This window comes from Actinosynnema pretiosum, from assembly GCF_024171695.1.
GTDB lineage: Bacteria > Actinomycetota > Actinomycetes > Mycobacteriales > Pseudonocardiaceae > Actinosynnema > Actinosynnema pretiosum.
On record NZ_JAMTCF010000031.1, the window covers coordinates 1 to 18,882 of the forward strand.

Here is an 18,882-nt window from a genome sequence, read left to right on the forward strand (position 1 = left end):
CTGCCCGTGTCCGCCGCTGCCCGTGTCCGCCGCTGCCCGTGTCCGCCGCTGCCCGTGTCCGCCGCTGCCCGTGTCCGCCGCTGCCCGTGTCCGCCTGTCCGCCTGTCCGCCTGTCCGCCTGTCCGCCTGTCCGCCTGTCCGCCTGTCCGCCTGTCCGCCTGTCCGCCTGTCCGCCTGTCCGCCTGCCCGCCTGCCCGCCGCAGTTTCGGTAGCGTGGTTCGCAAGCCCGCGCAACCACTCGCCCCCGTCGTGACTTCGGCTTTCCGCGAGCCCCGCACCGCCGCCAGACCACCACCCGACCCGTTCCGGGCCGTCCGCCGCCCGCTCTTCCAGCGGGAACGCGACATCCCCTCACCTGCGCCACCCGGCGCCCGAACCGGCGAATTAAGCAGTCTTACCCATGCGTGGCAGCCCCTCCAGGGGGCACTCTCGGGTTCGTGCAGAGCTGGCGACTGGTGATCCGGCGGCCTGTCCGGCGGATCGGCCGGGCGAGGCTCCGCTGGTTGGTGGGCGGACTCGCGACCGCCGTGCTGGCGTTCGCGGGCCTGGTCGTCTCGACCGACCCGGTCGGTTACGGGCTCCCGTTCTGGCCGTTCGCCACGAACGCCGACCACGCCGAGGGCCGGGCCATGGACTCGTTCCTCGCGACCGCCCGCGCCCAGCGCGACGTTGCCCGGCTGCCGCAGGCGGTGGCGGGCGAGGCGGTGGAGGTGTTGGCCGCGACCCCCGGCGGCGTGCGCGACGACTCGGTGTGGATGCGCGTGCGGCTGCACCTCCCGGACGGCGGCGTGCGCTGCCGCGAGGTGATCGTGTTCAACCAGGTCGGCTTCGAGCTCAACAGCCGCCGCGTGGACTGCTGACCCGAGCCCGGCCGTCCTGGCCAAGCCGCCCGGCCGCTGTCGCCCGCCACGGCCGGCTCAGCCTGCCCTACCGGGGGAACCCCGAAGCCCGCCAAGCCCCCGGCCCGTGCCCCAGCGGCTGCCGGACCAAACGCGACCGGTCCGCCCACCGCGACGCCTCCCGCTCGGCCGAGCCCGAACCCGAGCCCGCACCCGCGCCCTCAGCCGCCCGCCGAGCGGCCACCGCCGTCAGCACTGCCACCAGCGCCGCCAACTCCTCCTCGGTCGGGTTACCCCGCACCACCCGAAGGTGTCCCCGGTCGCTCACAGCGGGATGTTCCCGTGCTTCTTCGGCGGCAACGTCTCCCGCTTGTCCCGCAGCACCGCCAACGCCCGCGCCACGTGCGCCCGCGTGTGCGACGGCGGGATCACCGCGTCCACGTACCCCCGCTCGGCCGCCACGTACGGGTTGCACAGCGCGTCCTCGTACTCCTGCTGCAACCGCGCCCGCAGCGCCTCCACGTCCTCCCCGGCGCCCAGCGCGTTCGCCAGCTCCTTCCGGTGCACGATGTTCGCCGCCCCCTGCGCCCCCATCACCGCGATCTGCGCGGTCGGCCAGGCCAGGTTCACGTCCGCGCCGAGGTGCTTCGACCCCATCACGTCGTACGCCCCGCCGTAAGCCTTCCGGGTGATCACCGTGACGAGTGGCACGGTCGCCTCCGCGTAGGCGTAGATGAGCTTCGCCCCGCGCCGGATGATCCCGTTCCACTCCTGGTCGGTGCCCGGCAGGAACCCCGGCACGTCCACGAACGTCAGCACCGGCACGTTGAACGCGTCGCAGGTCCGCACGAACCGCGCCGCCTTCTCGCTCGCGTCGATGTCCAGGCACCCGGCGAACTGCGTCGGCTGGTTCGCGACCACCCCCACCGACCGCCCGTCGACCCGCCCGAACCCGACCAGCACGTTCGGCGCGAACAGCGACTGGACCTCCAGGAACTCGCCGTCGTCCAGCACGCGGGTGAGCACCTCGTGCATGTCGTACGGCTGGTTCGCCGAGTCCGGCACCAGCGAGTCCAGCTCCAGGTCCGACTCGGTGACCGAGTCCTCGATCGACCCGCCGACCAGGTCGCCGGGCCCGTCCAGCACCGGCGGGTCGGACATGTTGTTCGACGGCAGGTACGACAGCAGCTCCTTGGCGTAGGAGATCGCGTCGTCCTCGTCGGCGGCCAGGTGGTGCGCGTTGCCCGACTTCGTGTTGTGCGCCCGCCCGCCGCCCAGCTCCTCGAACCCGACGTCCTCGCCGGTGACGGTCTTGATCACGTCCGGCCCGGTGATGAACATGTGCGAGGTCTTGTCGACCATCACCACGAAGTCGGTCAGCGCGGGGGAGTAGACGTGCCCGCCCGCCGCCGTCCCCATGATCAGCGAGAGCTGCGGGACCACGCCGGACGCCGCCACGTTGCGCCGGAAGATCTCCGCGTACAGGCCGAGCGAGACCACGCCCTCCTGGATGCGCGCCCCGCCGCCCTCGTTGATGCCGACCAGCGGTCGCCCGGTCTTGAGCGCCAGGTCCATCACCTTGACGATCTTCTCGCCGTAGACCTCGCCGAGCGAGCCGCCGAACACCGTCACGTCCTGGCTGAACACGCACACCGGCCGCCCGTCGACCGTGCCGTGGCCGGTGACGACGCCGTCGCCGTACGGGCGGTTGCGGTCCTGGCCGAAGTTCGTGGAGCGGTGCCGGGCGAGCGCGTCCAGCTCCACGAACGAACCGGGGTCGAGCAGCAGCTCGATCCGCTCGCGGGCGGTCTTCTTGCCCTTGGCGTGCTGCTTCTCCACCGCGCGCGCCGAACCCGCGTGCACGGCCTCCTCGTTGCGCCTGCGCAGGTCGGCGAGCTTGCCCGCGGTGGTGCGCAGGTCCGGCTCGTCACCGAGTGGGGCGGTCGCACTGCTCATGACGGGTGAGCTTAACCACGGACCGCACCGATGGCGGTGCCCGAGAACGCGCGGGACTGCGGGGTCGCGGAACTGCACCGGTGCAGCTCGGCGCGCTCGGGAGGGCCGACTTGACCTCCACCGCGCTGGAGGTTGCAGGCTGTGCCGCAGGCGCCCTGCCCCGTCGGGAACCCACACCGCTCCGACAAGCGCGGCGGGGTGGGGCGCTCCTCCACCCGCCTCCTAGGCTTGCGCCGTGTTCGAGCACCTCGTCGCCCCGGCCGGTCCGTACGCCGAGATCCGCGTCGTCCCCAGCACCGGCTCCACCAACGCCGACCTGGTCGCCGCCGCCCCCGCCACCGCCGACCGCACCGTCCTCGTCGCCGAGGCGCAGTCCGCCGGTCAGGGCCGCAGGGGTCGCAGCTGGGTGTCCTCCGGCGGCGGCCTCTACCTGAGCGTCCTGCTCAGGCCCGGCGTCCCGCCCGCCCGCCTGCCCTGGGTCACCCTCCTGACCGGCCTCGCCCTGGTCCGCGCCACCGAGTGGGCGGGCGCCACCGCCACCCTCAAGTGGCCCAACGACCTGCTCATCGGCGACGCCAAGGCCGCAGGGGTGCTCGCCGAGAGCGCGGGCGACGCGGTCGTCGTCGGCATCGGCCTCAACACCGCGCCGCTGCCGCCCGGCGTCCAGCCCGGCGCGGGCGGCCTCCCGCCGACCAGCCTCGCCGAGGCCGGCGCGCGCGTCACCGACCGGTTCGCCGTCGCGGAGGTGCTGCTCGCCGAGCTGGCCGCGCTGGAGGCCGAGTGGCGCGGGAACCACGGCCTGCCCGGCGCGCTGCTCGCCGAGTACCGCGAGCACTCGGCCACGATCGGCCGCGACGTCCGCGTCGAGCTGACCGGCCGCGAGCTGCTCGGCGTCGCCGAGGACGTCCTGGCGGACGGCACGCTCGTCGTCCGCGACCGGGCGGGCACGTCTCACACCGTTTCCGCCGGGGATGTGGTCCACCTGCGAGTACGGTGATCCGGACCGTCCCCACCGTCCCCGGAGGACCCGTGGCCTACCCGGACGACCTGCTCAGCCCCGCCGAGCACGTTGTGATCCACAACCACCCGCACTGGAAGATGCTGCTCGGCCCCGTGCTGGTGTTCATCGTCGTCGCGGGCGGTGGCGGCTACCTGGCCGCGCTGGCGTCCGGCAGCTCCTGGGAGCTGACAGCCTGGATCGCGATCGGCGTGATCGGCCTGGTCCTGGTGGTCTGGCTGACCCTCGCGCCGCTGGTCCGGTGGCGGACCACGCACTTCATCATGACCACGGACCGCGTCATGTACCGCGTCGGCGTGGTCACCCGCACCGGCCTGGACATCCCGCTGACCCGCATCAACAGCGTCCGCTTCGAGCACAGCCTGCTCGACCGGGTGCTCGGCTGCGGCACGCTGGTGATCGAGTCGGCCTCGGACGAGCCGCTCTCGTTCGACGACATCCCGAACGTCGAGCGCGTGCACTCGCTGCTCTACCGGGAGATCAACGACAACCCGGACGACGACTTCCAGCCCCTCACCGCGGAGCGGTGAGGAAACCAGGGACCGCTGCGCCTCGGCCCCGCGCTGCGGTTCAACAGGTGTGGTTTTCGTCTGCTCCGCGCCCGTAGCTGCGCTCCCCGAGGACCCCGCCCCGAGCACGACGGGCGGGGTCCTCGGCGTTCCGGGACCGCGTCACCCGCTGTGACGCGGCTCACCACCCGGCCGTGCTAGCTTCCGGGGCATGGGCGCCCGCGAGCTCGGCCTGCCGGACACCACCCCCTCCGACGGCCTCCCCGCCGAGGTCGCCATCTGGGAGGTGGGCGCGCGCGACGGCCTCCAGAACGAGTCCGCCACCGTCCCCCTGGACGTGAAGCTGGAGTTCCTGGACCGCCTCGCGGGCGCCGGGCTGACCACCCTGGAGGCGACCAGCTTCGTCCACCCGAAGTGGGTCCCCCAGCTCGCCGACGCCGAGGACCTCCTGGCCCGGCTCGACCGCCGCCCCGGCGTCGCCTACCCGGTGCTCGTGCCCAACGAGCGCGGCCTCGACCGGGCGCTGCGGGCGGGCGTCGAGCACGTCGCCGTCTTCGCCAGCGCCACCGAGTCCTTCGCCCGCCGCAACCTCAACCGGTCGCTGGACGAGCAGTTCGCCATGTTCGACCCGGTGATCACCCGCGCCCGCGCCGAGGGGCTCCAGGTGCGCGGCTACGTCTCCATGTGCTTCGGCGACCCGTGGGAGGGGGCGGTCCCGCGCGAGCAGGTCGTCGCGGTCGGCAAGCGCCTGCTCGACCTCGGCTGCCACCGGCTGTCCCTCGGCGACACCATCGGCGTCGCCACCCCCGGCCAGGTCACCGCGCTGCTGACCGCGTTCGGCGACCCGGACCCGCTCGCCGTGCACTTCCACGACACCTACGGCCAGGCGCTCGCCAACACCCTCGCGGCCCTGCGGTCGGGCGTGCGCGTGGTCGACTCCTCGGCGGGCGGCCTCGGCGGCTGCCCGTACGCCGAGTCCGCCACCGGCAACCTCGCCACCGAGGACCTGGTGTGGATGCTCGACGGCCTCGGCGTCCGGCACGGCGTCGACCTGGACGCGCTCGCCACCACCAGCGCGTGGCTCGCCGAGCACCTGGGCAGGCCCAGCCCGTCCAGGGTCGTCCGGGCCTTGCGCGGCTGACCCCGATCGGGCAGTCGGTCCCCGAACTGGCGACCGCCCTGTCCCCAGGCGACTGCCCCGCAGGTCAGCGCGCCGCGCCCAACCCAGGTGGATCTTGCTCCCGGTGATGCCGGAAAATCACCGCAACGAGTCGGAACCCCCAGGGCGCTCCGCGCGTCCAACGCCCAGCCGGCGTCCGCCGCCGGTGGGGTCGGATGCACCGGAGGTGCTTGTGACGAGCGACCACCGCGCCCAGGTGGACGAGCTGCTGGCCGACTACCGGCGCAGCCGCGAGCAGCTCGCGGTGACCCACCGCGAACTCGCCGCCATCTCCGCCTCGGCCACCAGCCCGGACGGGTGCGTCACCGCCGTCGTCGACGCCCAGGGCGTGCTCACCGAGCTGCTCATCGCCGACGCCGCCTACCGCCTGCGCCCGCCGCAGCTCGCCGAGGTCGTCGTCCGCACCACCCAGGCCGCCGTGGCGCGCGCGATGGAGAAGATGCTGCACGCCCTCACCCCGGTGCTGCCCGCCGCCACCGACCCGGAGGCCCTGGTCAGGGGGACCGCCGACCTCACCGAGGACGAGCTGCCCCCGCCCAACCGCAGGGCCCCGCTCGTGGACGACGACGAGGACTTCGACCAGCGCGACTGGCTGAGCACGGAAGCCGCGCCGACGCAGAGCGCGCCCTCGCAGAGGAGGAACCGGTGAGCGGGTTCGACGCCGACCTGGCCAAGCTGCGCGGTGGCGCGGCCGACTTCGAGGGCTTCGCGGGCAGAGCGGGCCGCATCGCCGCCGACCTGGGCGCCGCGCTGGAAGCGCTGGGCCCGTGCTGGGGCGACGACGCCGTCGGCCGCAGCTTCGCCGAGGGCCACGTCGGCCCCGCGGCCTCCACCAGGGAGCGCGTCGACGGCCTGAACGGCCAGTTCGGCGGGCTCCAGGACCGCTTCGCGGCGACCGAGCGCACCTACCGCAAGGTCGACGAGGGCAACGAAACCGCGTTCAACGCGGTCTGACCAGGGGACCGGGGATGGGAATCGAACTGCCCGCGGAGCTGGCCGAGGTCGCCGCGAGGGCCGGGGTGTCGTGGCCGCAGGCCGACGAGGACAAGCTGCGCGCCTCCGCCGCGGCGTGGCGCGCGGCCGGGCGCGGGTTGGACGGGCTGGCCGGTGAGTCGGACGACTCGGCCGGGCGCGTCCTCGGCGGCATGGCGGGATCGACCGCCACCGCCGCGCGCACCCGGTGGGACCGGTTCATCGACGCCGACGGCGACCTCGTCGGCACCGCCCGCGACTGCCACGCGGCGGCCGACCGGCTCGACCACGCGGCGAGCCAGATCGGCAAGGCCAAGGTCGAGCTGGTGCGCGAGCTGGTCAACCTGGCCAAGAACGCCGACGCCGCGCAGGCGTCCGCGTCGGCCGGGCAGCCGTCCGCGCTGCTCGGCCTGGACACGGCGGTGCGCGGGGCGGCGGCGAACGCGGCCAACCTGACCGCCGCGCTGACCGACTCGGTGCGCCTGGACAGCGGCGCCGACGTGGCGGGCGTCCAGCCGCCGGTCAACCCGAACCCCGGTGTGCGCGGCAGCCTGCTCGACGTGGTCGACGGTCTCGTCGACGACGTCGTGACCCCGGTGGTGGAGACCACGACGCGCACGGTCGAGGCCGTCGCGCAGCCGGTGGTCGACCTGGTGGAGCCGGTGGTCGACGCCGTCGCGCGCCCGGCGGTCGAGACCGCCGCGCAGGTCGTCGGCCAGGTCGCGCCCCAGGTCGCCGAGCCGGTGGCCGCCGCGGCGCAGCCGATCGCCCAGCAGGTCGGCCAGGTCGCCGCTCCCGTCCACGTCGGCGACGTCGCGCCCCAGGCCGGACAGCACTCCGCGCCCGCCCAGGTGGCGGGCGCGGTCCCCGACCACGCGCCCCGCCACGAGGGCACCACCAGCCAGTCGGCCGCAGCCCTGCTCGACCGCCCCGCGCAGGTCGGCGGGACGCCCAGCGGGTCGATCGCGAACGCGCTCAGCGGCATGGGCAACACCGCGCAGCAGGCCACGACGCCCCAGGCGGGCGCGCCCGCCGCGTTCCAGCAGGCCCCCGGAGCCCCGACCGCGCCCGGCGCCCACGGCCTCGCCGGTGGCGGCGGCGGTGCGGGCGCCGGTCGCGGCGCGGACCACCGCCCCACCGACCTGCGCGCCCCGCTGGACGGCAGGAACGACGTGCGGGCGGGCGGCGACGGCCGAGCCCCGGACGCCCGCGCGGGTGACGCGAAGGGCGCGGCGGACGCCAAGGGCGCCGCCGAGCTGAAGGACGGCGCGCGCGGCGCGGGAACGGGCTGGAACGACCGCCCGATGCTCGGCGACGCGGTACTGGCCGACCTCAGGGACGTCGAGAGCGAACTGGCCGAGCAGGACCACGCCGACCGCAAGCCGCCCGCACCGGGGCAGCCGCTCCAGGGCGGCGCGGCGACCGCCGACCGCACCCACGAGCGCGCCACCGGCTGGGCGGGCGACCCGCTCTCGCAGGTCGGCGAGCAGGCGGTCGACCTGGGCCACGCCGCTCCCGAGCGCGCCAGTGGTCAGGCGGGCGACCCGCTCGCGCGGACCGGCGAGCAGGTGGCTGATCTCGGCCACGCCGCTTCCGAGCGCGCCACCGGGTGGGAGGGCACCGGCGAGCAGGCGGTCGACCTCGGCCACGCTGCTCCCGAGCGCGCCACGGCCTGGGCGGGCGACCCGCTCGCGCAGGTCGGCGGGCAGGTGGCTGATCTCGGCCAGGCCGCTCCCGAGCGCGCCGGTGGTGGGGCGGACCCGCTCGCGCGGACCACCGAACGGGCTGCCGACCTCGGCCGCACCGCCTCGCACACGGCCCCCGACGCCATCGACCACCGGGCTGCGGCGTCGGCGGGCGCTGTCCTGCCCCGCACGGCGGACCTCGGGCACGCTGCGCCCGGCGTCGCCTCGGGGAGCGCTGTCCTGCCCGGTGCGGCCGACCTCGGTCACGCCGCCCGCGACACCACCGCCCACCTCGCCGACCGGGCTTCCGCAGGCACGTCGGGGAGCGCTCACCTTGCTGACCGGGTTTCCGCCGAGGCACCGGGAGCCGCCCACCTCACCGACCAGGTCTCGGCCGACGCGGCGAGGATCGCCCACCTCGCCGACCAGGTCTCGGCCACCGCCCCCCACGCCACCGCCACCGCGCCCGACCTCGGCCACGTCGTGGCGGGCGTGGCGCCCGGCGTCGTGGCCCCGGTCGCCGACCGGGACGGGGCCTGGCCGCAGGTCCCGCTCACCGAGCCCGTGCCGCTCGTGCACGACGCCATCCCCGCCGGTCCGCTCGCGGGCGCGACCGGGCTCGTGCCCGGCGCCGCGCACGTTGCCGAGCGCGCCTCCGCGTGGACCGCGCCGGTCACCGCCAAGGCCGAGGAGCTGGCCGACCAGGGCGGTCTCGCCGCCGGGGTGCGCCAGGCCGGTGCGGAGGCCGCTGGCCAGCCGCTCGGCCACACCGTCGCCAGCGCCGCCGCCGACCTCACGGCCGGTTCCGGCGTGCCGCTGGAGGTCGACCGGTCCGACGACGGCCGGTTCCCCGGCTCCCACCTCTCCGACGACGCGCGCGACGCGGCCGACGCCCCGGTGGGCGCGGGCGGGGACGCCGTGGCGCAGGGCGCCGCCACCGCCTCCGACGGCGGCCAGACCAGCACCAACCAGTTCGCGGGCGCCCCGATGGGCGGCGGCGTGGTGCCGCCCGCCGCAGGCGGCGCGCCGATGGCGCAGGCCACCCACTCCACCGCGCACGCCGTGCCGCAGTCGACCGCGTTCGGCGCCCGACCGCAGACCGACGGCGTCCAGCACGCGGGCCACATCGACGCGGGCGACGTCGAACCCGACCTGGACGACCGGGGCGCAGGCGTCACCCACCGCTCCAACGGCCTGTCCGGCGGCGTCCTGCCCGGCGAGGGGCAGCAGCAGGTCGAGCGCGCCCAGGACCCGGCCCCGGCGGCGCAGGCCCCCGAACCGGCGCAGCAGTCCCAGCAGGCGCAGAACGACCAGGCAGGGGTGGGCGCGGGCCTCGGCTTCATGCCGATGATGGCCATCCCGCCGCAGGCCATGGGCGGCGGTGGCGGTGGCGCGCCGATGTCCCAGCGGGCTGGCGGCGCGCCCGCGCCGACCGGCGCCCCGGCCCCGGCGGACCAGGACCACGACCCCGGCCCGAAGCCCGAGCCGAGGACCCCCGCGAAGCCCGGCGCCCGCCCTGGCCACCTGGACTTCACCCCCGACCCGAACGCGCCCCTGGACGCGCCGGGCCGCACCCCGCTGGTGCAGCCGCCGACGGCGGCGGAGATGCCCACGGCGCCCGCCGTGCCCGACGTCCCGCAGGTCCCGGCGGCGCCCACGCCACCCGCGCCGTCCGCAGCCTCCGTCCCGGTGGTCGCGGCCCAGTCCGCACCCGAGCAGGCCACGCCCGCGCAGCCCGCAGGCCAGACCACCACCGCGCAGTCCACCACCGCGCAGGCCGCCGACCAGCCCGCCGACCCGTCCACCACCGACCAGCCCGACTCGGACCTGTCGGCGTTCGTGCTGGCCCTGTTCCCCGGTGGCGCGCTCCCCGAGCCGAGCCGCCGCCCGGCCCGCCAGCTCCCGCGCCCGGCCGAGTCCGAGGACGACTACGCGGACGGCCTGCGCTTCCCGCCCGGCGACCACCCCCGGTCCCACCTGGTGGCCACCGCCCGACCCACCACCACCACCACCACCACCCCGCCCACCCGCGACCCCGGCGCGCCCAAGCCCCCGGCGGCGCTCATGGTGGGCTACGACCCGCTGGCCGGGACGCACGAGCGCGACTGGGAGCACCGCTTCCTGGCCAGGGCGCAGCCGCCGGAGTACGCGTGGCCGCCCGCCGAGCTGTTCCCCGAGGGCGGCTACGAGTCGGGCCAGCCGGTCGAGCTGGCCCCCGGCACCGAGCTGGACCGCTTCGGCACCCCCGAGGGCCGCGTCCTGTCCAGGTCGGGCACCCCGTACCCGGCCCGCTCGCTGCCGCCAGCCGCCGCGACCTCCGGCTACCGCCGCTACCGGGTGCTGCGCGAGCTGCCCGCGCACTACACGCTGTCCGCCGGGTGGTTCGGCCAGCGCGGCGGCGGCGCCCGCTACCGCGCCACCCACCCCGTCGCCGACCTGGTGGCGCTGGGCTACCTGGAGGAGCTGCCGTGAACGCCGAGTCGATCCGGGACTGGCTGCGCGCGGTCGGCGTGCCGGACGAGGTGGTGTCGATCGGCGAGGAGGCCGACAACACCTGGTGCCTGGTCCACGACGACGACCGCACCGAGTTCGAGGTGTTCTGGCGCGAGCAGGGCAACCGCTACGACTGGGTGGCGTTCACCGCCGAGGACGTGGCCTGCCACTACCTGTTCGGCCGCCTGGCCTGGGCCCAGGTGGCGCGCGGCGCGGTGGGCGTCCTCGACCGGGCGAAGCCCGCCCCCGCGCCCACGATCGCCCCGTCCGCCTCGGTCGCGCCCCCGACCCCGGCGCCCCCGCCACCGCCACCCGCGCGCCCGGTGATCACGCCGGTCCTGACGCCCCCGGCGGTCGCGCCTGCGGCGTTCAAGCCCGCACCCCCACCACCGGCTGCCCAGCAGGGCTGATCCGGCCAGCAGAGCTGATCCGGGGACACCCGCCGATCACCGCGCCGCCCGCGTCCGGGGTTCGCCCCGCGCGGAGCGGTGCGGCGTGAGCCGTCGCTTTGGCACCCGTTGCGTCCGGCCCGCTTCGCGCCTGGCCCGCTTTGCCGCCAGCCCACCTCGCCACTGGTCTGCCTCGCCACCGGCCCGCCTCGTGGCTTGCCTGCCTTGCCGCTGGTTTGCCTCGCCGCTGGTCCGGCCCCGTGGCTTGCCTGCCTTGCCACCAGCCCACCTCGCCGCTGGCCCGCCTTGCACCGGCCCACTTCGCCGCCGGTCTGCCTCGCCGCTGGCTCGCCTCGCGTCCGGCCCGCCTCTCGTCCGGTCTGCTGCGCGGCTGGTTCGGCGCGTCTCGCCCGGCACGTCCTGCCCCGCCCACTCCGCCGCCGGGGCGCCTGCTCCCGCGCAGCCCGCCGCTCCCTACCGGCGCACCCGCCCCCCGCGCCCCACCCACCCCTACCGGGGCGTCACATCCGTCCGCCAGGTCACGCCCACCACGTCCTCCGCCTTCGGCACCGGCAGGAACACCGCGAACGTCGCGGGCCGCGCCGTCGACAGCTCCAGCCGCCCCCCGTCCGCGTCCACCAGCGCGCGGGCCAGCGCCAACCCCACCCCGAACGACCCGCCCCCCGACACCCCGCGCTCGAAGATGTGCCCGGCCAGCTCGTCCGGCACCCCGCTCCCGCCGTCCGCGACCTCCACGACCACGGTCCCGTCGTCGCTGCGGGCGGTGACCTGCACCTGCCCCTCCCCGTGCCGCAGGGCGTTGTCCAGCAGCACCCCGATGGCCTCCCGCAGCCGGGCGGGCGTGGCGCGCGCCAGCAGGCCCTCCGGCACCCGCACCCGCAGCCCCCGCCCCTCCCGCTTGAGCTGCTCCCGCCACTCCTCGGCGATCGCCGTCAGCTCCCCGTGCAGGTCCAGCGGCTCGGCGTCGATCGCCCGCGCCGCCCGCGCGGCGGCCAGCAGCTCGTTCAGCACCTCGGTCAACCGCTCGGCCTGCTCCAGCGCGGCCCGCGCCTCCCCGGCCGTCTCCGGCTCCGGGTGCTCGGCCAGCGCCTCCAACCGCAGCTGCAGCGCCGTCAACCGAGACCTGAGCTGGTGCGACACGTCCCCGACCAGCTCCCGCTCCCGCTGCACGAGCTGCGCCAGCGCCACGGCCGACCGGTCCAGCGCCTCGGCGAGCCGGTCCAGCTCCTCGATGTCGTGCCTGCGCGGATCGGCCCTGAAGTCCCCGGCCCCCAACCGCGCCGCCCGGCTGGCCACGTGCCGCAGCGGACGCGCGAGCTTCTGCGCCGTCACCGTCGCCACCACGGTCCCGGTCCCCACCGACAGCACCAGCAGCAGCACCACCAGCGCCGCCATCCGGTACTGGTCGGTGCGCATCGGCCGCGCCGACACCTCCAGCCGCACCGTCCCCTGCTGCGCGATCGGCACCTCGACGCTCAGCGCGGCCTCGGCCAGCGGCTCCCCGAGCTCCCGCACCCCGTCCGGCGAGGTGACCACCAGGTGCCCGCCCACCGGGACGCCCACCTCGGCGGGCCGCAGGTCGATCTCGCTGCCGCCCGCGATCTGGTCGTCGATCAGCGCGGCGATCCGCTGCGCGCGGCTGGCCAGGTCGCCGTGCGCGCTGTCGTCGACCAGCCGCAGCGCCGTGTACCCCAGCGGCAGCCCCAGCACGATCCCGGTGACCGCGACGGCCACCAGGATCGCTCGCAGGATGCGGGAGCGCATCAGTCGGTGGTGTTGAAGCGGAAGCCGACGCCCCGCACCGTGGCGATGCGCCGCTCCACCGAGCGCACGTCGCCGAGCTTCCGGCGCAGCCACGACATGTGCATGTCGAGCGTCTTGCTGCTCTTGAGCTCCGGGTCGTTCCACACCTCCGACAGGATCTCGTCGCGGTTCACGACCTGCCCGGCCCGCTGGATCAGCACGCGCAGCAGCTCGAACTCCTTGTTCGCCAGCTGCACCTCCTGGCCGTCGACGGTGACCCGCCGCGCCGCCAGGTCCATGCGCACCCCGTTGACCTCCAGCGTCTCCGGGGCCCGCCTGCGCAGCAGCGCGCGGATGCGGGCCATCAGCTCGGCGAGCCGGAACGGCTTGGCCACGTAGTCGTCCGCGCCCGCGTCCAGCCCGACGACGAAGTCGACCTCGTCGGACCGCGCGGTCAGCATCAGCACCGGCACGCCGCGCCCGCCCGCGCGGAGCCTGCGGCACACCTCCAGCCCGTCCATGCCGGGCAGCCCCAGGTCCAGCACCAGCAGGTCGATCCCGCCGTGCTCGGCTGCCTCCAGCGCACCGGGCCCGTCCCCGACCACGTGCACCTGGTAGCCCTCCCGCTGCAGCGCGCGGGACAGCGGTTCAGCGATCGCCGGGTCGTCCTCGGCCAGCAAGACCACACTCACGGGACCCAGACTAGGCGTGGCACGATCGCCGCGTGACCGGCTCCGACCGCAGTTCCGCACCCAGCCCCGACCGCGCGACCGACCTCGCCGCCGACCTGGCGCTCGCCCACCGCCTCGCGGACGCGGCGGACGGCATCACCTCGGCCCGTTTCCGGGCGCTGGACCTGGTGGTGGACCGCAAGCCCGACCGCACCCCGGTGACCGACGCGGACACCGCCGTGGAGACCGCGATCCGCGACCTGCTGGCGGCCGAGCGGCCCGCCGACGCGATCGCGGGGGAGGAGTTCGGCGGGAGCGTCGGCGCGGGCCGCACGTGGGTGCTCGACCCGATCGACGGCACCAAGAACTTCCTGCGCGGGGTGCCCGCGTGGGCGACCCTGATCGCGCTCGTCGAGGACGGTCGGCCGGTCGTCGGGGTGGTCAGCGCGCCCGCGCTGGGCCGCCGCTGGTGGGCGTCCACCGGCGCGGGCGCGTGGGTCCGCTCGGCCGAGGCGGGCGCGTCGCGGGAGCGGCGGATCACCGCCTCGCGCGTCGCCGACCTGGGTGACGCGTACCTGTCCACCACGCACCTGAACTCGTGGGCCGAGCACCACTCGCGCGAGGCCTACCTGCGCCTGGTGGACGCCACCTGGGAGTCGCGGGCGTTCGGCGACTTCTGGCAGCACTGCCTGGTCGCCGAGGGCGCGATCGACCTGGCCGCCGAGGCGGTCGTGAACCCGTGGGACGTGGCGCCGCTCCAGGTGCTCGTCACCGAGGCGGGCGGCGCGTTCAGCGACCTGTCCGGCGCGGAGACGTTCCAGGGCGGTAGCGCGCTGTCGTCGAACGGGCTGCTCCACCGGGCCGCGCTGGACGTCCTCGGCGCTCCCGGCGAATAGGGTTCTTCACCCGGACGTGAAAAGCGGCACCCCGTTCGCGGGATGCCGCTTTTCGCACGTTCGCCCGATTTCAGGAATGCCCGAGGTTCTCGTCCTCGGCCGCCGGGTAGGACTTCCGCTCCGCGCGGGAGGTCCGGGCGCCCTCGTCGGGGAAAACCCACTTCTTGTACCCGTACCAGCGGAACGCCATGCCGATGAGCGTGCCGATGATCTGGGCGCTGGCGAAGTCCGCGACCTCCTGGACCAGCCTGCTGACCTCCGGCTCCTGGAGGTGGAACAGGTACCGGGAGACCCACAGCGGCATCGAGTTCAGCACGATCCCGATGCCGTTGACCAGGAAGAACAGCGCCGCCTCGTGGTGCCGCTCCCGTCCGCCGCGGGTCTTGAACGACCACTCGCGGTTCAGCACGTAGGACACGATCGTCGCCACCAGCGTGGCCACGATCTTCGCGGTGACCGGCTTCTCCAGCAGCACCGTCGACTTCAGCGCGAAGAAGATCGCCGTGTCGATCACGAAGCAGGTCCCGCCGACCAGCGCGAACTTCAGCAACTCACGGTGCTTGAGCGCGAGCGAGCGCAGCGGCTCGGGGAGCCGGTGAGCAGCGTTCTCCAGTACGGACACCTCAGCAGTGTACGGAAATCGGGTGAATGACCTGCGCAAACCGCTGCGGAGTGCAACCCAGCCCACATCCCGTCGGCCCGTTGTGCCTGATTACGCAGCGTTTTCGGGTGGGGCGGCGCAGGTTCGCGCCGCCCCACCCGAGTCGCCCTGTCCCAGTCGCTCGGGCGGGCCGCTCAGGTGGCGACCCGGCAGACGGTCACCACCTCGTCCAGCGCGGGCGGCTCGCCGGTCGTGCACACCGGCAGCTCGACCACCACCTCGGTCTGCTCCTGCGGCACGGCGGCGGGCGGGGTGGCCGCGGGCTCCTGCCGCAGCGGCGGGTCGGTCGGCCGGGTGTGGCCGGGCGGCGGGGTCTTCGGCGGCGTCCACGGCGGGCTGCTCGGCGGCGTGCTCGACGGCGGGCTCGGCCGCGTGGTCGTGGTCGTCGTCGGGGGCGGCGTGGTCGTCGTGGTGGTGGTCGGCGGGGTGCTGCTGGTCGTGGTCGTCGTCGGCGGGTTGCTGCTCGACGGCGGGTGCTGCGGGCCGTGGTCGTACTCCCAGGCCCGGACCTCCACGTCGATCGTCTGCGACACGTCCCCGATCCGGGCCGTCACGGTCACCGTGCCCCAGACCCAGGGCCGGTGCTTCCCCCGCCCGCGCGCGGTGGCGACCGGGTTCTCACCGGTCGGGTTCCCGGCGGTGGGCTCGTCGCCGCTCGGCTCCACGGCGCCGGGCTCCCCGGTGCCCGGCTCCTCGGCGCCCGGCTCCTCGGTGACGGGCTCCTCCGAGGCCGGGTTCTCCGCCCGCACCGCGTACACGCTCACCGCGATCCGGAACTTCCCGCCGGACCGCAGGTCGGCCTGGCACTCCAGCCCGGTCTCACCGCCCCGGCAGGCCTCGCGCTTCCGGCTCCACTTGAGCCACAGGTTCTCCCCGGCCTGCGCGCTCAGCTCCAGCCGCGCGCTGCGGCTCCCGGCGTTGATCCCGGTGATGTCCAGCTCGGAGTGGCCCCAGCGCGGGTACTCGCGCTTCTGCACCTCCAGCGCCACCTGGTCCGGTTCGGGCAGGACCGTGACCGGCACGTCCAGCCGCACCGCGATCGTGGTCCCGGCGTTGAGCGTCCCGGTGATCGCGCCGCCCTCGGCGGTGCGGTCGGCCACCAGCAGCAGCCGGAACAGGACCTCACCCGCCGGGTCGACGCCCCTGGTCGCCGGGCAGGTGAACGGGCCGTCCACCGGCCCGCACTCCACCAGGTCGCCGTCAGCGGCGGCGGCCAGCCTGGACAAGCCGACCGGGTAGACGCCACGGGGCAGGTCCAGCGCCAGCACGGGGACCTCGGAGACCAGCCCGCCGGAGTTGGCGACCACGATGTCCAGCGGCTTCGGGTCCTGGCCGGGGGTGAGCGAGTAGTCGTCGGGCCAGGTCGCGGTCAGCGACGCGGGCTTCGGGGGCTTCGGGGGTTCCGGCGGCGGCGGTGGGGCCGTGGTGCTGGTCCCCGGCGGTGGGGGCGGGTCCTGGCCGGGCGGCGGCGGAGGGTTGCCCTGGTTGGTGCCGGTGCCGGTGCCCGCATGCGGCGGGACCACGCCGGTCTCGCCCGCGTCGGCGGGCGCGCTGGACGGCGGCGCCTCGGACGGCGCGGGGTCGGCCTCGCCCGAGGTGGGCGGGACCGGCGCGCCGGGGGAGGCGGGCGTGCCCTCGCTCTGCTCGACGGCGGCGGGGGACTGCGCGACGTCCGGGCCGGAACCGCCGCTCGGCGCGGCGATGGCCACGACGACCACGACGATCAGCGCGGCGGCGGACGCGGCCAGCCCGAGCAGCTGGCGGGGGCCACCGCTCAGCGCCGCCCGCACCACCTCGCCCGCGATCCCGGCCGCGCCCGAGGCGGCGCCCGAGCGACCGGCCGCGCCACCCGCGCCCTCGGCGGCCTGGGCCGTGGCCCCGCCGAGCGCGTCGGCCAGCGCGTTGCCCGCGACACCGCCCGCGGCGGCCGTGGCGGTCGGGGAAGCGGAGTTGCGCGAGGACACCAGGTACCCGGCGGTCCCCGCGCCCAGCACGATCGGCGCGATGGCGGCGCGCAACGCCCCGTTGACGTCCGCCAGCTCGGCGGCCAGCCTCCGGCAGTCCGAGCACTCGTCCAGGTGCGTCTCGACCTGGGCGGTCTCCCGCTTCGACAGGCCGGCGCGGGTCCACGCGCCCAGCCGGTCCACGGTCGCCCGGCAGCGCACGGCCTGCGTCTCGGCCAGGTGCACCTGGAGGTAGGCCTGCTTCAGGCCCTCGCGGGCCCGGTAGGCCAGCGCCGACACGCCGTTGGCCGTCATCCCCAGCAGGGGGGCGACCTCGGCGGGCGACTGGCCCTCGACCTCGGTGTGCCACAGCACGGTCTGCCAGCGCTCGGGCAGCCGGGCGAAGGCGCGCGCGGCGAGCGATCGCTCCAGCCCCGCGACGGCCGTGTCCCGGAACGGCACGCTGACCGCCTCCGGCGCGACCTCGGACACGTCCTCGGACAGCTCGACCTTACGGTCCCGCCGGGTCTTGTCGTAGGCGTTGTGCCGCAGCGCGGTCAGCAGGTAGGCGCGGAACGCCACGTCGGGGCCACCGCCGCCCCGCAGCACGTCGAGCACCTTCGAGAAGGCCTCGGAGACTAAGTCGTCCGCCTCCGCCGAGGAGCGCGCCAACTGCCGGGCCAGGTTGTAGGCGGCGGTGACGTGGCGCTCGTACAGCTGTCCGTACGCGGCGACATCACCCCCGCGCACCGACTCGATCAGTTCCGCGTCCCCCGGTCTCGGGACATCAGCAGGAACGGTCGCCACGTGGTCCCTCCCCTCGCGCGGCAAGTCTTCCGCACCGCGTCGCGCACGGTCACGTCAAGTCACTCAAACGTGTCCCGGTTTTTGCCGTCATGGCTGAGCCGGTCGAACGTCACTCCTTCGTGTGGACGTCCTGCGGAGGAGGTAACCGGGTGAGCGTGAGCCAGACGGTGGTGAGGCAGGCGGTCGACGGGAGCCGGGCGCTCAAGCGGCGCTGGCGGTCGGCCGCGCTGGCGGCGGGCTGGGCGTTCGCCGACGACTGGTCGCTCGCGGAGGTCGACGACGTGTGCGAGGTCGTCCTCGGCAGCGACGACCCGAGCCAGGCGCTGGCCGGACTCGGTGCCGCGCGGGCGGAATCCGGCGCGGGGCTCGCCGAGACGCTGCTCGACCTCGCAGCGCTGCACGCCGTCCTGGTGACCCCCGGCGTCGAGGTCGGCGCGCCGCGCGCGGACGTCGACGCGGTCCCCGCGAAGCTCCTGCGGGCCACCGCGCTCGGCTGGGCCGAGGTCGTCCTCGACCGGTCGGCGAGCACCGAGGCCGAGGACCCCCTGACCGGCCTGGCCACCGCCGCCTACCTGCGCACGAGGCTCAGGGAGGTGTACGCGGCCACCCCGACCGACTACGCGCTGCTGTTCGTGTCACTTGATCTGGACAACGCGACCGGGTGGTCCAGGGTGGTGGCCATGACGCTGCTCGCGGACGCCCTGCGCGGGGTGTTCGACGCGGGCGAGTCGGTCGCCTCGGTAGGCCCGTCGGTCGCGGCGGTCCTGCTGCGCAGGGACGCGGACGTCGAGGCCAGGCTCGACCGCCTGGCGGCGAAGGCCGAGGCGAGGCTGGCGGTAGACCCGCACGTCAACCCGGCAGGCCCGGCCAAACTCGTGCTCAGGCCGCTGCCGGACACCTACGAGGAGGTGTCCGCACTGCTCGCGACCCCGCCGAGGACTGGGTGAGGCCCTGAGGGGTGGGGGAGGCGCGGGGCCCAGAGGACTGGGGGAGGCGGGGGGAGGTGTTGAGGGCGATGTCAGGCGGAGAGGGCGTGGTCCGGCAGCGTGGTCCGGCAGCGTGGTCCGGCAGCGTGGTCCGGCAGCGTGGTCCGGCAGCG

General features: G+C 75.6%; 15 protein-coding genes and 1 pseudogene. 10 read left to right on the plus strand and 6 right to left on the minus strand.

From position 1 onward, the window contains the following. Positions 1–437: 437 nt before the first annotated feature. Positions 438–860, plus strand: coding sequence for a hypothetical protein (locus LV78_RS38425; protein WP_253851116.1), 423 nt, complete (start codon positions 438–440; stop codon positions 858–860). A gap of 67 nt (positions 861–927) precedes the next feature. On the opposite strand, the gene LV78_RS38430 is transcribed toward LV78_RS38425, so the two are convergent. Both LV78_RS38430 and LV78_RS38435 read right to left on the minus strand, forming a co-directional pair. Then, positions 928–1,140 carry an acyl-CoA carboxylase subunit epsilon gene (locus tag LV78_RS38430; protein ID WP_372495042.1) on the minus strand — a complete coding sequence of 71 codons (213 nt, stop codon included), beginning with the start codon at positions 1,138–1,140 and terminating at the stop codon, positions 928–930. A gap of 23 nt (positions 1,141–1,163) precedes the next feature. Continuing rightward, positions 1,164–2,795 carry an acyl-CoA carboxylase subunit beta gene (locus LV78_RS38435; RefSeq protein ID WP_253851118.1) on the minus strand — a complete coding sequence of 544 codons (1,632 nt, stop codon included), beginning with the start codon at positions 2,793–2,795 and terminating at the stop codon, positions 1,164–1,166. Between the two features lie 235 nt (positions 2,796–3,030). Between LV78_RS38435 and LV78_RS38440 the strand changes: the two genes are divergently transcribed. The 7 genes and pseudogenes from LV78_RS38440 to LV78_RS38470 form a co-directional block, all read left to right on the plus strand. After that, positions 3,031–3,792 carry a biotin--[acetyl-CoA-carboxylase] ligase gene (locus tag LV78_RS38440; RefSeq protein ID WP_253851119.1) on the plus strand — a complete coding sequence of 254 codons (762 nt, stop codon included), beginning with the start codon at positions 3,031–3,033 and terminating at the stop codon, positions 3,790–3,792. A gap of 32 nt (positions 3,793–3,824) precedes the next feature. Continuing rightward, positions 3,825–4,343 (plus strand): PH domain-containing protein, encoded by a 519-nt coding sequence (locus LV78_RS38445; RefSeq protein ID WP_253851120.1) that lies wholly within the window; start codon positions 3,825–3,827, stop codon positions 4,341–4,343. 190 nt (positions 4,344–4,533) lie between these two features. Beyond that, the gene (locus LV78_RS38450; protein ID WP_253851121.1) at positions 4,534–5,463 is read left to right on the plus strand and encodes a hydroxymethylglutaryl-CoA lyase; all 930 of its coding nucleotides are present in this window, start codon (positions 4,534–4,536) and stop codon (positions 5,461–5,463) included. 211 nt (positions 5,464–5,674) lie between these two features. Next, the gene (locus LV78_RS38455; RefSeq protein WP_253851122.1) at positions 5,675–6,151 is read left to right on the plus strand and encodes a YbaB/EbfC family nucleoid-associated protein; all 477 of its coding nucleotides are present in this window, start codon (positions 5,675–5,677) and stop codon (positions 6,149–6,151) included. Then, entirely contained in the window at positions 6,148–6,456 is a 309-nt protein-coding gene (locus LV78_RS38460) for a WXG100 family type VII secretion target (RefSeq protein WP_253851123.1), read from the plus strand. Before LV78_RS38455 ends, LV78_RS38460 begins: the two co-directional genes overlap by 4 nt. A 14-nt stretch (positions 6,457–6,470) precedes the next feature. After that, positions 6,471–10,631: a TNT domain-containing protein gene (locus LV78_RS38465; RefSeq protein WP_253851124.1), complete on the plus strand. Its 4,161-nt coding sequence runs from the start codon at positions 6,471–6,473 to the stop codon at positions 10,629–10,631. Beyond that, positions 10,628–10,879: pseudogene (locus LV78_RS38470) on the plus strand (hypothetical protein); the annotation flags it as partial. The gene LV78_RS38465 and the pseudogene LV78_RS38470, both read left to right, overlap by 4 nt. A gap of 672 nt (positions 10,880–11,551) precedes the next feature. Here LV78_RS38470 and LV78_RS38475 read toward each other — a convergent pair. Both LV78_RS38475 and LV78_RS38480 read right to left on the minus strand, forming a co-directional pair. After that, entirely contained in the window at positions 11,552–12,826 is a 1,275-nt protein-coding gene (locus LV78_RS38475; RefSeq protein ID WP_253851125.1) for an ATP-binding protein, read from the minus strand. Then, positions 12,826–13,497: a response regulator transcription factor gene (locus LV78_RS38480; protein ID WP_015805064.1), complete on the minus strand. Its 672-nt coding sequence runs from the start codon at positions 13,495–13,497 to the stop codon at positions 12,826–12,828. Before LV78_RS38480 ends, LV78_RS38475 begins: the two co-directional genes overlap by 1 nt. A 32-nt stretch (positions 13,498–13,529) precedes the next feature. Here LV78_RS38480 and hisN point away from each other — a divergent pair, with 32 nt between their 5' ends. Then, complete coding sequence (gene hisN / locus LV78_RS38485) at positions 13,530–14,372, plus strand: histidinol-phosphatase (protein WP_253851126.1); 843 nt, start codon at positions 13,530–13,532, stop codon at positions 14,370–14,372. 70 nt (positions 14,373–14,442) lie between these two features. On the opposite strand, the gene LV78_RS38490 is transcribed toward hisN, so the two are convergent. After that, positions 14,443–14,994: a GtrA family protein gene (locus tag LV78_RS38490; RefSeq protein WP_253851127.1), complete on the minus strand. Its 552-nt coding sequence runs from the start codon at positions 14,992–14,994 to the stop codon at positions 14,443–14,445. A gap of 173 nt (positions 14,995–15,167) precedes the next feature. Continuing rightward, entirely contained in the window at positions 15,168–17,783 is a 2,616-nt protein-coding gene (locus tag LV78_RS38495) for a sigma-70 family RNA polymerase sigma factor (RefSeq protein ID WP_253851128.1), read from the minus strand. 149 nt (positions 17,784–17,932) lie between these two features. On the opposite strand from LV78_RS38495, the gene LV78_RS38500 reads away from it, so the two are divergent. Next, positions 17,933–18,730: a GGDEF domain-containing protein gene (locus LV78_RS38500; RefSeq protein ID WP_253851129.1), complete on the plus strand. Its 798-nt coding sequence runs from the start codon at positions 17,933–17,935 to the stop codon at positions 18,728–18,730. The last annotated feature ends 152 nt before the right edge of the window (positions 18,731–18,882 follow it).